This window comes from Rhodococcus sp. APC 3903 (assembly GCF_030407755.1).
GTDB classification, from domain to species: domain Bacteria; phylum Actinomycetota; class Actinomycetes; order Mycobacteriales; family Mycobacteriaceae; genus Rhodococcus_F; species Rhodococcus_F erythropolis.
Window position 1 is genome coordinate 49,311 of record NZ_JASDCV010000021.1, and the last position, 13,536, is coordinate 62,846.

General features: G+C 63.8%; 9 protein-coding genes. 2 read left to right on the top strand and 7 right to left on the bottom strand.

All coding sequences use genetic code 11. From position 1 onward, the window contains the following. Positions 1 to 60: 60 nt before the first annotated feature. The 5 genes from QMA15_RS25575 to QMA15_RS25595 all read right to left on the bottom strand — a co-directional run bounded on the left by QMA15_RS25575 (position 61) and on the right by QMA15_RS25595 (position 10,433). Positions 61 to 3,822 carry a multifunctional oxoglutarate decarboxylase/oxoglutarate dehydrogenase thiamine pyrophosphate-binding subunit/dihydrolipoyllysine-residue succinyltransferase subunit gene (locus QMA15_RS25575; protein ID WP_019749330.1) on the bottom strand — a complete coding sequence of 1,254 codons (3,762 nt, stop codon included), beginning with the start codon at positions 3,820 to 3,822 and terminating at the stop codon, positions 61 to 63. Positions 3,823 to 3,997: 175 nt separating this feature from the next. Further along, on the bottom strand, positions 3,998 to 7,807 hold the full coding sequence (locus QMA15_RS25580; RefSeq protein WP_279164059.1) for an ABC transporter ATP-binding protein: 3,810 nt from the start codon (positions 7,805 to 7,807) through the stop codon (positions 3,998 to 4,000). Positions 7,808 to 7,843: 36 nt separating this feature from the next. Further along, positions 7,844 to 8,617: an ABC transporter permease gene (locus QMA15_RS25585; protein ID WP_019749328.1), complete on the bottom strand. Its 774-nt coding sequence runs from the start codon at positions 8,615 to 8,617 to the stop codon at positions 7,844 to 7,846. Next, positions 8,614 to 9,615 (bottom strand): ATP-binding cassette domain-containing protein, encoded by a 1,002-nt coding sequence (locus tag QMA15_RS25590; protein WP_182262100.1) that lies wholly within the window; start codon positions 9,613 to 9,615, stop codon positions 8,614 to 8,616. Before QMA15_RS25590 ends, QMA15_RS25585 begins: the two co-directional genes overlap by 4 nt. A gap of 68 nt (positions 9,616 to 9,683) precedes the next feature. Beyond that, on the bottom strand, positions 9,684 to 10,433 hold the full coding sequence (locus QMA15_RS25595) for a hypothetical protein (protein WP_029538444.1): 750 nt from the start codon (positions 10,431 to 10,433) through the stop codon (positions 9,684 to 9,686). Between the two features lie 154 nt (positions 10,434 to 10,587). On the opposite strand from QMA15_RS25595, the gene QMA15_RS25600 reads away from it, so the two are divergent. Further along, positions 10,588 to 10,998 (top strand): VOC family protein, encoded by a 411-nt coding sequence (locus QMA15_RS25600; RefSeq protein WP_019749325.1) that lies wholly within the window; start codon positions 10,588 to 10,590, stop codon positions 10,996 to 10,998. Positions 10,999 to 11,008: 10 nt separating this feature from the next. Here QMA15_RS25600 and QMA15_RS25605 read toward each other — a convergent pair whose 3' ends face one another. Next, positions 11,009 to 12,043, bottom strand: a complete 1,035-nt coding sequence (locus QMA15_RS25605; RefSeq protein ID WP_020970189.1) for a glutathione S-transferase C-terminal domain-containing protein — start codon at positions 12,041 to 12,043, stop codon at positions 11,009 to 11,011. Between the two features lie 35 nt (positions 12,044 to 12,078). Further along, positions 12,079 to 12,768, bottom strand: a complete 690-nt coding sequence (locus tag QMA15_RS25610) for a GNAT family acetyltransferase (RefSeq protein WP_141488663.1) — start codon at positions 12,766 to 12,768, stop codon at positions 12,079 to 12,081. A gap of 144 nt (positions 12,769 to 12,912) precedes the next feature. On the opposite strand from QMA15_RS25610, the gene QMA15_RS25615 reads away from it, so the two are divergent. Continuing rightward, complete coding sequence (locus tag QMA15_RS25615) at positions 12,913 to 13,536, top strand: PadR family transcriptional regulator (protein ID WP_019749322.1); 624 nt, start codon at positions 12,913 to 12,915, stop codon at positions 13,534 to 13,536.

Here is a 13,536-nt window from a genome sequence, read left to right on the forward strand (position 1 = left end):
TGTGGGCCCGGCCTCGAGTAACTCTGTGTCACATCAGTTGGTCGGCAGGAACGCCACTGCTCAGTTGGTCGGCAGGAACGCCTCGTCCAAGATCTCCTGCTGCTCCACCGCGTGCACCTTGCTCGATCCCGAAGAGGGAGCGGACATCGGACGACGCGAGATGCGCTTGATGCCGGTCAAGGTCTCCGGCAGAAGATCCGGCAGAGCCAGTCCGAGGAACGGCCACGCACCCTGGTTTGCGGGCTCTTCCTGAACCCAACGGAACTGATCCGCATTCGGGTAACGGTCCAGGGTCTCCTTGAGACGACGCTTCGGCACGGGGTAGAGCTGCTCCATGCGCACGATTGCGATGTCGTCACGCTCGTCCTTGTGCTTCTTCGCCAGAAGCTCCCAGTACAGCTTGCCGCTGACCAGCAGAACCCGCTTGACCGATTCGCGGGCGCTTTCGCCGCTCTCGAATGCAGGCTCCTCGAAGACCGAACGGAACTTGCCCGTCGTGAAGTCCTCGACGTTGCTGACTGCAGCCTTGTTACGCAGCATCGACTTGGGCGTGAAGACCACCAGCGGACGGCGGATGCCGTCGAGGTGATGGCGACGCAGCAGGTGGAAGTAGCTGGCCGGAGTCGACGGAACCGCGACGGTCATCGAGCCTTCTGCACACAGCTGAAGGAAACGCTCGATGCGACCGGAGGTGTGGTCCGGACCCTGACCCTCGTGACCGTGTGGCAGGAGCAGCACGACGTCGGAGAGCTGACCCCACTTGGCCTCACCCGAAGAGATGAACTCGTCGATGATGGTCTGCGCGCCGTTGACGAAGTCACCGAACTGCGCTTCCCACAGGACCAGAGCGTCGGGGTTACCCACCGAGTATCCGTACTCGAAGCCCAGACCTGCGTACTCGGTGAGTGCGGAGTCGTAGACCATGAACTTGCCGCCGTTTTCGGCGTCGGCAGCGATCTTGGCGATCGGGCTGTACTCGTTGCCGGTCTTGCGGTCGATGAGGACCGAGTGACGCTGCGTGAACGTTCCACGCTTGGAGTCCTGACCGGCGAGGCGGATCAAGGCACCCTGCTCGGCCAACGAGCCGAACGCGAGCAATTCTGCGAACGCCCAGTCGACATGTCCCTCACGGGCCATTTCGCGGCGCTTCTCGGCAACCGGCTTGACGCGCGGGTGAACGGTGAAGCCGTCGGGGACGTTGACGAACGCATCACCGATGCGCTCGAGGACCTCGGGAGCGACAGCCGTGGTCAGGCGAGCCGGGGGAGTCTGGTCGAGTTCGACGGACTCGGACGGTTCGGGCTGGAACTTCTCGAGTTCACGGACCTCGTTGAAGACCCGTTCGAGCTGGCCCTGGTAGTCGCGAAGTGCGTCTTCGGCTTCCTTGAGCGAGATGTCACCGCGGCCGATGAGGGACTCGGTGTAGCTCTTACGGACGCTGCGCTTGGTGTCGATGACGTCGTACATCGCCGGCTGGGTCATCGACGGATCGTCGCCCTCGTTGTGACCGCGGCGGCGGTAGCAGATGAGGTCGATGACGACGTCCTTGCCGAACTTCTCACGGAAGTCGACGGCCAGCTGAGCAACCCAGACGCACGCCTCGGGGTCGTCGCCGTTGACGTGGAAGACCGGTGCGGCAATCATCTTCGCGACGTCGGTGCAGTACTCGGACGAGCGTGAATGTTCCGGAGCGGTGGTGAAGCCGACCTGGTTGTTCACGACGATGTGTACGGTGCCGCCGGTGCGGTAGCCGCGAAGCAGCGAGAGGTTCAGCGTCTCGGCGACAACGCCCTGACCGGCGAATGCAGCGTCACCGTGCAGCATGAGCGGCAGGACGGTGAAGCCTTCTTCGCCCTTGTCGAGGATGTCCTGCTTTGCGCGGACCAGGCCTTCGAGAACCGGGTCGACGGCCTCGAGGTGAGACGGGTTGGCGGTCAAGGAGACAGCGATGTCGTTGTCACCGAACATCTGGATGTACGTTCCGCTGGCGCCCAGGTGGTACTTCACGTCGCCGGAGCCGTGAGCGGCTGCCGGGTTCATGTTGCCCTCGAACTCCGTGAAGATCTTGGAGTACGGCTTGCCGACGATGTTGGCAAGCACGTTGAGACGGCCACGGTGCGGCATTCCGATGACGACCTCGTCGAGCTGGTGCTCGGCGGCCTGGTCGATCACGGCGTCCATCATCGGGATGACGGCTTCGGCGCCTTCGAGCGAGAAGCGCTTCTGGCCGACGTACTTGGTCTGCAGGAACGTCTCGAAGGCCTCGGCGGCGTTGAGCTTGCTCAGGATGTACTTCTGCTGAGCGACCGAAGGCTTGGCGTGATGGCCCTCGACGCGGTCCTGGATCCACTGACGCTGATCCGTCTCGAGGATGTGCGTGTACTCGACGCCGACGTGGCGGCAGTACGCGTCGCGCAGCACGCTCAACACGTCGCGCAGCTTCATCTTCTCTTGGCCGTGGAAGCCGCCGACCTTGAACTCGCGGTCCAGATCCCACAGCGTCAGGCCGTGGCTGATGACGTCGAGGTCGGGGTGGCTGTGGAACTTGTCCTTGACGAACTGCAACGGGTCCGTGTCGGCCATGAGGTGGCCGCGGTCACGGTATGCAGCGATCAGTTCGAGAACACGGGTGTTCTTGTCGACAGCGCCTTCCGGCACGTCCTTGCGCCAACGCACCGGCTCGTACGGGTTGCCGAGCGCGTGGAAGATCTCGTCGTAGAACTCGTCGCTGATCAGCAGGTTGTGGATCGTGCGCAGGAAATCGCCCGACTCGGCACCCTGGATGATGCGGTGATCGTAGGTCGAGGTGAGGGTCATCAACTTGCCGACGCCCATCTCGGCCAGCTTCTCGTCGCTGGCGCCCTGGAACTCGGCGGGGTATTCCATCGCGCCGGCACCGATGATGGCGCCCTGGCCCTTCATCAGGCGAGGAACGGAGTGAACCGTGCCGATGCCGCCCGGGTTGGTCAGCGAAATGGTGACGCCGGTGAAGTCTTCGCCGGTGAGCTTGCCTTCACGGGCGCGTCGGACGATGTCCTCGTACGCCGCGTGGAACTGGACGAAGTTCATCGACTCGGTGTTCCGGATGGCGGCAACAACCAGTGAGCGGTTGCCGTCCTTGCCGGGAAGGTCGATCGCGAGTCCGAGATTGGTGTGCTCGGGGGTGACCGCGTTCGGCTTGCCGTCGATTTCGGCGAAGTGCCGGTTCATGTTGGGGAACGCGTTGACTGCCTGGACGATCGCGTAACCCAGGAGGTGGGTGAACGAGATCTTGCCGCCGCGGGTACGCGCGAGGTGGTTGTTGATGACGATGCGGTTGTCGAACATCAGCTTCGCGGGGATGGCACGCACGCTGGTTGCTGTCGGAATCTCGAGCGAGAGCGACATGTTCTTGACGACTGCTGCTGCGGCGCCGCGGAGAACCTTGGTTTCCTCGGCTCCGCCGGCGGGAGCGGGCTTCGCGGGAGCGGCCGCAGGCTTGGCTGCTGCAGGCTTGGCGGGGGCTGCCTTCGCGGCGGGCGCTGCCGTCTTCGCGGGGGCCGGTGCGGCCGCCTTGGCAGGCGGCGCAGGAGGTGCGGTCTTGGGGGCGGGAGGCGTGGCCTTGGGAGCAGCAGGCGGAGCTACAACAGCGGCGGGTGCAGCCGCGTTGCCGTTCGAGGCAGTCCCGTTTCCACCTCCCGTGTTCGCCGAGTCCGGCGAGTAATCGGTCAAGAATTCGTGCCAACTGGGATCCACGGACGACGGATCGTCCTGGAAGCGTTGGTACATCTCGTCAACCAGCCACTGGTTCTGTCCGAATTGGGATGTAGAACTGCTGCTCACGGCAGGTGTTCGCCTCGTTTCTATTTCGGTACCCGATCAGAGCGCCTATATATATGAGATTAGCCCGAGCGTGTGACGAGCAATTGTGCGGCACACAATTTGTGAGCTGTCTCACGGAAGTCCGTGATCTTGCGATCGCGCACTACCTCTCGGCGGTACAAATCCGTGCCGACTGTCACGCGACGGGGTTGCCTTCGATGACAGTTCTCGACGTCAGATTATTCCCCTCACGCGCCTGCGATGCATCCCAGAGTCCCGAGTAGTGACCACCGGCATACCGCAGAACATCGTGCGGGCCGTATTCAACGATACGTCCCCGGTCAACTACGACAACGAGGTCCGCTCGGGCAGCTGTCGCGAGGCGGTGAGCTACGACGACGGAAGTCCGTTTCCGGGTGACCGACCGACTTGCTTCGAGCACCATTCGTTCGGTCGCGGGATCGAGCGTCGCGGTCGCCTCGTCGAGGAGCAGAAGGTCCGGGTCGACCAGTTCGGCACGGGCCAATGCGATCAGTTGGCGTTGGCCCGCCGAGAGCCCCTGGCCGCGCTCGCCGACGGGATGATTCATGCCTCCACGCATGTCGGCTATCGAATTCAGTGCGCCGACGGAACGCGCCGCTTCCTCGATCTCCGCGTGCGACGCCGACGGCCTCCCGTACGCGATGTTGTCGGCGACCGTGCCGGTGAACAGATGCGCCTCTTGCGGGACCACGCCGAGGCGACGTCGGTACTGCGAGAGGTGGAAGTTCCGGATGTCGGTTCCGTCCACGTCGACGGATCCGGACGTCGGGTCGTAGAAGCGGGCGAGCAACTTCACCACCGTCGACTTCCCGGCACCAGTTCTGCCGACGAGGGCAACCGTCGTGCCCGGCGGAATCTGCAGATCGAAATCGGAGAGGGCGTCGACGTCCGCACCCGAGTACCGGAACCCGACCCCGTCGAGATGGACGGCGCCGTCGAGCCGTCCGGAGATCGCGATCAGATCCTCGCTGTCGGCTGTTTCGATCGAACTCCGAGTACGCAGAAGGTCACCGATTCGTTGCAATCCGACGTTTGCCTGTTGGTAACCATCGAACACTTGTGAGAGTTGCTGAATCGGTCCGAACAGCAGGCCGAGGTAGAGCACGAACGCGATCAGTACGCCGGGTGACGTCGACCCGTTGGCGATCTGGTGCGCGCCGACGAACACCACTGCGGCCAACGCGAGGTCGGACAGGAACGAGATGAACGGGAAGTAGATCGAAATGGCTCGCTGCGACCGCATCCGCGATCGGCGGTAGCTTTCGGAGCGTTCTGCGAACCTACGCGCCGCACCTTCTTCGCGGCGGTAGGCCTGAGCCGCTCGCAGACCGGCGATGTTCTCCTGGAAGTCGGCATTGACGAGCGAGATCCGTTCGCGGGACTGGCTGTAGGCAACCGAGGAGATCTTGCGGAAGATCACGGTCGCAACCACGAGCGGTGGGATGACGGCCAGCGCCACCAGTCCGAGCGTCACGTCGGTCGCCAGGAGTGCGATCGAAATTCCGCCGACGGTCAGAACGCTCACGATCGCCGTCGACATGCCGGTTTGGATGAACGACGACAGCGCGTCGACGTCGGTGGTCATGCGCGTCATGATGCGCCCGGACAATTCACGTTCGTAGTAGTCCAGGCCCAGACGCTGCAGATGTGCATAGCTGCGCACGCGGAGCCCGAACAACACGCGTTCGCCGGCCCGGGCGGTGAGCACCGTCATGACCGCGACGACGACCCAGTCCGCGGCGACCAGGAGCGCGCCGAATGCCGTCGCTATCCAGAGCGTGCTGCTGTCCGCGGTCACGACTCCGTGGTCGATCGCGTATCTGACGAGGGAGGGAAATGCGATCGCCGCTGCGGAGTCCAGGGCAAGGCACACGACAACCGCCAGTAGAACCCAGCGGACCGGCCTCAAGATCTGTCGTAGTGAGAACTGTGGATTCGATTCGCGCAGGCTCTCAGGAGCGATTCCGGGGTCTTCGCGTGCGGGTGGGAGAGCATCGACTGCTGCCCGCAGGGACGGCGTCACCGCGATTCCGCTGAGCGCTCCGGCCATCGGTCCGCCCGCACCCTGCGTCGTAGCGGCTGTGCTGTCGGCTTCGGATTCCGGTGCCTGCGGCCACAACTGCTCGGTTGTCGGCTCGCTGCGGTCACGTCCGAAAGCATCGGAGTCGACGTCGTCGAGTTCGGCCGGTAGTTCCGGCGGCGAGGAGAACAGGGCACGAAAGAGCGGACATCGCGCTTCCAGTTCGTCCACGGTTCCGGAGTCGATGATCCGCCCGCCGTCGAGAACCGCGACCCGGTCTGCGAGCGTCAGGGTGGACCGCCGGTGAGCGAGGATGAGCGTGGTCTGGCGCCGTCTGGCCCGGAACGCGTCGAAGATCGCGGCTTCGGTAGCCGCATCGACGGCGGAGGTCGCGTCGTCGAGGACCAGGATCCGTGGGTCGACGAGCAGTGCCCGGGCAAGTGCGATGCGCTGGCGCTGGCCGCCCGACAGCGTCAGACCTCGTTCACCGACAACGGTGTCGTATCCGTCCGGGAGTGCCTCGATGAACGAATCTGCCTGTGCCAGTCCTGCTGCGTCGCGGATGTCCTCGTCGGAGGCGTCCTCTCGACCCAATGCGATGTTGGCGGCGATGGTGTCCGAGAACAGGAACGGTTCGTCGAAGACGAGGCTGACGGCGGCACGAAGCTGCTCACTGCGCAGTTCGCCGATGGGGAACGTCTCGCCGGCGGTATCGACTGTCACCGCACCCGAAGTCGGTGCGTAGAACCGCGGGAGAAGCAAGGACAACGCGGTCTTGCCCGACGCGGCCGGACCCACGACGGCGACGGTCTCGCCCGGTTCTATGCGGAGGTTCAGCCCGGTCAGGACGTCGCGTTCGGTGTCGAATCCGAATGCCACGTCGTCGAAGGTGACTCCGAGAGGACCGTCGGGCAGGTCCACCGGATGGTCTGGATCGGCGATGTCCGGCTGAGCGTTGATGACGTCGTAGACACGCTCTACAGCGGCGCGCGCCAGCTGCGCCATGACGATGACCGACGACAGAGTTCGGGTGACTCCGGTCATCGTCACGATGTAGGTGGCGAACGCGAGAAACGTTCCCACGGTGATCTTGTCGTGCAGTGCGAGATACCCGCCGAGAGCGATCACTCCCACCTGCCCGAGCTGAGGCAAGGCGGCCATGGTTGGCGCGAATTTCGCGTTCAACCACGCGGCGCGAAGGCGCTCGGAGTACAGCGTGCGGCTATGTTTCTCCAGCTGGTCGACGGCTCGTTGTTCCTGCCCGAATCCCTTGACGACGCGAACGCCGGTGACGGTTTCCTCGACGTGTTGGGCGAGGTCGGCGGCCCGCTGCTGCGCGGACCATGTTGCGGCGAAGAGCATCGGTCGCATCAGGAACACCACCAGCCCTACTGCTGGGATGACGGCGACAGCAACGAGAGTCAACAGCGGCGAGAGCCACGCCATGATGCCGATCGCCAGCACGAATTGCAGGAGCGCTCCTGCGGACATCGGCACCATCGCGAGCAAACCCTGGACGAGCTGCAGATCGGTGATGGACCGGGAGACGACCTGGCCTGTGCGGATCTGATCCTGCCCGCGTCCGTCGAGGCGTTGCAGCGAACCGAGCAGGGCGAGCCGCAAGTCGTGTTGAACGTCGAGCGAGAGTCGGCCGGCAAGCATCCGTCGGCCGTACTGGCACGCGAAGCGGACGATCGCGAGCAACGCGATCGCCAACGCGACGAACCCGATCACCTTGCCCGGGTTCTCCTGGCTTGCGGCGTCGAGCGCATAGCGGGTCAGGAGAGGAAACGAGATGTCGATCGCAGAGGCGATGACCGTAACGAGTAGCGCGCCGATCGCAACTCTTCGGTGCAACCAGCATGCGTGGGCCAAGCGGCGGATCCAGCCCGGAGCTCGATCCACCTCTCCAGCTACCGGACTGTCCGTGTTGATCGTGTTCATCGAGATCCACGGTAGACCCGGCCCCAGACAGCTTTTTCAGGTGATGTCGCGGGTCCTGGTCCGTAGCCAACCGAGCCCGCAGAACAGAACTACCCAAGCGGCCAGCATCATCGGGCCGCTCGGCCAGGACGCAAACGCGTCGACGTCGATCGACGGTGCCGCATTGACGATCGTGCCGATCGTGGCCGACACCGGAAGCGCGGCCCCGATCCCACCGAGATCCATCGCGAGCAGCACGGCGCGGACGATCCATTCACCGAAGACGAACCACAGGATGACCGAGAGGGCACCGGCCATCGACGAACCGGTGAGCAGGGCCACCCCGGCGCCGAGTAGTGCCCACAGCGCACACGCCAGAATGCCTGCGGCGCAGATGGCGAAGAGATCGGTGGTGAAGCTGAAGTCCCGGCCGAAGAGCAACATCGCGCCGATGCTGACTACTTCGACCGCCAGTGCGTAGCCGACGGCGAATACCGCGACGACGGCAAGCTTTGCGCCGAGAACTCCGTCGCGGCCGCGAGCTGTGAGGAACGTTGTAGTGAGAGTCTTGTAGCCGAATTCGGATCCGGCGGTGAGCGCTCCGAAGACGGCCGCGAACACCAGGACAAGCGTGTTGGAGACACCGAGGCTGACGCCGGTGGACACGACATCGACGTCGAAAGTGGTGTCGGCCGAATCGGCCACAACTTCGACGAACGTCCGAGTCGAGGCAGCAATCAGCACGGCCACGACCACCGGTGCGATGGCCAGTGCCCACCAGTAGCGCAAGGTGAGAACTTTGAGTGTCTCCGCGCGCACGAGCGTGGTCATCTGTGTCCTCCGGAAGGTCCGTATGCGGCAGGGCCGTAATAGCCCGGTCCGGAACCGGGACCGGGTGGGCGGTGGTATCCGACCTGGGGAACCGCGTACTGCGGTGTTGTCATCGCGAGGAACAGTTGCTCGAGATCTGCGCCTTCGGTCGCGACACCGAAGATCGTGACACCGGCCGCCGACGCCACCGGTGGGAGGACCGACGTGTCGGTGCCGCCCACGGCGAGCCGTCCGTCCTGCGTGATCTGGGCGTCGATGATTCCGCGAGCGGCCAATGCCGTGGCGAGGAGCGCTGGATTGGAACACGAGACGAGCAGTCGACTGCGCTGGGAGCGACGAAGTTCGTCCATGGTCCCTTGGTAGACGAGTGAGCCGGCGCTGACGATGACCACGCTGTCGACCGTCGCTTCCACTTCACGAAGCGCGTGGCTCGAGATCAGAACCGTTCGGCCGGAACCGGCGAAGGTCTGCAGGAACTGACGTAGCCACGCCATGCCTTCGGGGTCGAGTCCGTTCGCGGGTTCGTCGAGGACGAGGATCTCGGGATCACCGAGCATCGCGGTGGCAAGGATCAGGCGTTGGCGCATCCCGAGTGAGAAGGTGCCGGTCTTGTGGGCTCCGACCGAACTCAGACCGACCATGTCCAGAACCTGCGCTGCGCGCTGAGTCGGCATGCCGATAGCGGCCGCGTAGATCTCGAGGTGTCCGAGCGCCGTTCGTTTCGGATGGAGACTGCCGACGTCGAGTACTGCGCCGACGGCCCGGGCCGGGTTGGGCAGCAAACGCATCGGAGTGCCGTTGATCGTGGCCGATCCCGACGTCGGTGACACCAGTCCGAGGAGCATCCGCAACGTGGTCGTCTTGCCCGAACCGTTCGGGCCGAGAAACCCGGTGATCGAGCCCGCCTGAACGTCGAAGCTCAGGTCATTGACCGCGCGCGCCGCCTTGAACGTCTTCGTCAACCCACGAATCTCGATGGGGGCAGAGAAGGATCCCATTGCGGTGTTCGTCAATGCTGCTCCCAGGTCGGCGGCGAATACGTGATGCGAGCCTACGGCCCGGACGGCTATCTGCGGATGGCCCGGCGTGACTCCGTCTGGGGAAGCACTGCGGCATCGTCGGCAGGCATCACGATCAGGTGATCGGTCCACCTGGCCGGTGCCGGTCCGAAGGCTTCGCGCGCATTCTTGACGACTCCCTTGCCGATGGCACGGTTACCCGCACCGCCGATGACCGCACCGATTCCGGCGGGAACGAGCTTGCCGAGGATCAGTGCGCTGCGCTTGGCGGCGTACTTGGTCACGAATTTCCGCACGAGGGTGCTGTTCATTCCCCTCATCGTGGGTCCGGGAATCTTGCTCGTGATTGCCGTTCCCCAGTTCTTGGCCGTGATCCCGGTGGCCTTCTGGACGATCTCCATGCCGGATTCGCCGAGTGCGACTGCCAGTACCAGGGCACGTCGTTGCTGATGATCCTGCACGGAGATTCCGTGGACAGACGCTATTGCCAATGTGAGCAGCGCCGACGCTTCGAGGAAGAAAGCCGATTCCGCACCGACTGCAGCGATGGACGCGACTGTTCCGACGCCCGGCACCGCGGCCGTGGCACCGACGGCGCTGCCGCTTCCGGTCACGGCGAGAATGAACATCTTTTCCATCCGCTCGACGATCTGAGCAGGTGACTCGTCGGGGTGCGCTTTACGGACGTGGTTGACGTATTTGGCCACTGCGGGCGCTTGCAGGCGGCTTCCGTTGTCGAGAACGGAAACGAGGACCTTCTCGATACGCCCGCTGTCGTTGTTCGTCGACTTGCTCATTGCTGCCCCTCCACAGTTGTCCTCCTCTGAAGCGAGGTGGACCGTATCTCGAGAATAGGTGAAGTTTTCGGTAGCGGCGGTGATCGCAGGGGCCATAGGCTCGTACGAGACTCGGTTTTCTTCGTGAGTTTTCCCAGGCAGGAGTTCGAGTGTTATGACCGCCACTTCGGAATCTCGTTCGACGACCATCTGGCCGACACTGCGCTACCTCGACGCCCGGGCTGCAATCCACTTTCTGGTGAGCACCTTCGGTTTCGTGGAGAAGGTCGTCTACGGCGAGGGAGACGTGGTGGACCACGCCCAACTCGACTGGCCGGGCGGTGGCGGCATCATGCTGGGTTCGCCGCGCACCGATTCGGCGATCGCCGGCCTGCCGCCTGGAATCGGTTCGGTATACATCGTCGTGGACGACGCGGACGCAGCTGATGCACTCCACGAACGCGCTGTCGCGGCGGGCGCCACGATCACGCAGGGATTGCGCGACGAGGACTACGGTTCGCGGGGGTTCACCTGCCGTGATCCCGAAGGTGTGTACTGGAGTTTCGGCACGTACGCAGGGGAGTAGCCGCCGCGACCTATCTGGTGGCCCAGTGCTCTGCTGGAACCACTTCCGACGGGATGGGCGGGTGAGGCGGTGTGCCGTCCCCGAACGGTCGGCCACCCAACTGTTCGCGCCCGTGCGGTTCGAGCCAGTGCGTCAATTCCGGTCCCTTGGGCACGATTCCGGAGGGATTGATCTCGGAATGCACGATGTAGTAGTGCGCTTTGATCTGTGTGAAGTCGATGGTGTCACCGAATCCGGGAGTCTGGAACAGATCGCGTGCGTAGTCCCACAGCACCGGCATCTCGCTGAGTTTGCTTCTGTTGCACTTGAAGTGGCCGTGATAGACGGGATCGAATCGCACCAGCGTGGTGAACAGGCGCACATCGGCCTCGGTGATGGTGTCTCCCACCAGGAAGCGTTGCCGGGCAAGACGTTCGGTGAGCCAGTCGAGGCGGGCGAACAGCGTGTCGTATGCCTCGTCGTACGCCTGCTGTGAACCGGCGAAACCGCAGCGGTAGACGCCGTTGTTGACGTCGCGGAACACGTACTCGGCCACTTCGTCGATTTCGTTTCGCAGAGGCTCCGGGTACAGATCCGGTGCGCCTTCGCGGTGGTACTTCTTCCATTGCGTCGAGAAGTCGAGGGTGATCTGTGGGTAGTCGTTCGTGACCACCTTGCCCGTCGCGATCTCCACCATGGCGGGCACCGTGATTCCCCTGGGGTATTCGGGATCTCGGGCGAAGTACGCGTCCTGTAGTCGCGGGATCTTCAGTACGGGATCGACGCCGCCCGGGTCGAGATCGAAAGTCCAGCTTCGCTTGTCGTGAACCGGACCGCAGATGCCCATCGACAGTACGTCTTCGAGGCCGAGCAGACGGCGGACGATGATGGCGCGGTTTGCCCACGGGCAGGCACGTGCCACGATCAACCGGTATCGCCCCGGTTCGACGGGGTAACCGTCGCGACCGTCCTCGGTGATCCGGGTCGGGATGTAGTTGGTGTCGCGTTTGAATTCACGACCCTCTTCGACGAATGTCGGTTCGCTCGCGCCGTCTTCCGTACTCATCTGCGGTCCCTCTCGTTCGAGTGTCATTTCGAGTGTCAACTGGGCAGGTGCACGTGTACCCGAGCGTATGCCCCCAGAACGTCGAATTTGGCTTTACGTGGAAGCGTCGCGGCGATCGCGCTGCCGCGACTCGTGCGTAGCTGGGGGATCAACCCGGAATCGAGAGCGTCCTCCGCAGCGAGAAGCGTTACTGCGCAGCCGATTCCGTGACGGCGATGCGCAGGAGCAGTCAGGGTCGTGAGATCTGCCACGAATCCCTGAAATTCGGAGTACGCCGCGCATCCGAGCACCTCGGTGGAATCGGTGACGGCGGTGAACCACCGCGTCCGGTTCTCGAGGTCGGCCGTGGTGCTGTCGTCGGGTGGGCACAGCGCAGCGACGGCGAGGGCGTCGTCGACCTCGTGGGAAATCAGCAGTTGCTCGTCGGGTGGCGCGTCCGTGTAGTCGCCGAGGAAAGCGAGATCGACGGGACCGGTGATTCGCCCGCCGTGATCGCCGGCGATCTCGAGGAGACGCGCCGGTTGCAGTAGTGCGTCGACGGAGATGCCCTCTGTGCGCTCGATGAACCACTGTGGCCCGACGATCGCACCGGAGCCTGCCAGATCGAGAACGTGGATGTCGTCGCCGACGACCCGGGCCGTGTGCGCCGGACGCAGTGCCGAGTCGCCGAGTCCCAGCTCACGCGCCCAGGCAAGTCGGATGATGTCGAGGTGATGATCGTCCACTCGCTACAGGCTAGTCCGATTCGAACGGGTTGATCGAGACGGACAGAGGTCGTATATTCCATGTGGACTATTTCGGGTGGAATAGTCAAGAAATGGTCAATTGCGGCTCGTCAGTCAACTACGGCTTGTCAGGGAGGGGGACTCATGGGTGACGTGTCACTGACGCCTTTGGGAATCACCGTGCTGGGCCTGCTGTCCGAGCGTTCGATGCACCCGTACGAGATGTACCAACTCGCCTCGGTGCGGCGGGGCGATCAGCTGGTGAAAATCAAGCCGGGATCGCTCTATCACACGGTTTCCCGGTTGGAGAAGCAGGAACTTCTGGCTTCGATCGGGACCGATCGTGAGGGCAACCGCCCGGAGCGGACGACGTACGAGATCACTGCCCGCGGCCGTGATGCCCTCGAACATCAACTACGCGAGATGTTGGCGGTTCCGGTGCGGGAGTATCCGCGGTTGCCACTCGCGCTTGCCGAGATGCACAACCTCTCCGCATCGACTGCGTGTCAGATGCTTCGGATCCGTCTCGCGCACCTCGACAAGACGATTGCGAAATTCGAGGTCGACTACGAAGCGGTGAAGGCCGCGGAGAAACCACGAATCTTCACGGTGGGCGCGGACTACGCCCACGCACTGACCGTCGCCGAAAGAGAGTGGATCGGCGCGTTGGTGACAGACATCGAGAGCGGCGAAATGCCCTGGCTCTCACAAGAACTTCTCGACCGGCTGGCCGGCTCCGCAGGCTCGTCCGCACTACCTAAGGACTGA

Bases quoted from the DNA above. Each gene is read 5' to 3' on its own strand.
- QMA15_RS25580 (WP_279164059.1), bottom strand. From the start codon at position 7,807: ATGAACACGATCAACACGGACAGTCCGGTAGCTGGAGAGGTGGATCGA.
- QMA15_RS25585 (WP_019749328.1), bottom strand. From the start codon at position 8,617: ATGACCACGCTCGTGCGCGCGGAGACACTCAAAGTTCTCACCTTGCGC.
- QMA15_RS25590 (WP_182262100.1), bottom strand. From the start codon at position 9,615: ATGGGATCCTTCTCTGCCCCCATCGAGATTCGTGGGTTGACGAAGACG.
- QMA15_RS25595 (WP_029538444.1), bottom strand. From the start codon at position 10,433: ATGAGCAAGTCGACGAACAACGACAGCGGGCGTATCGAGAAGGTCCTC.
- QMA15_RS25600 (WP_019749325.1), top strand. From the start codon at position 10,588: ATGACCGCCACTTCGGAATCTCGTTCGACGACCATCTGGCCGACACTG.
- QMA15_RS25605 (WP_020970189.1), bottom strand. From the start codon at position 12,043: ATGAGTACGGAAGACGGCGCGAGCGAACCGACATTCGTCGAAGAGGGT.
- QMA15_RS25615 (WP_019749322.1), top strand. From the start codon at position 12,913: ATGGGTGACGTGTCACTGACGCCTTTGGGAATCACCGTGCTGGGCCTG.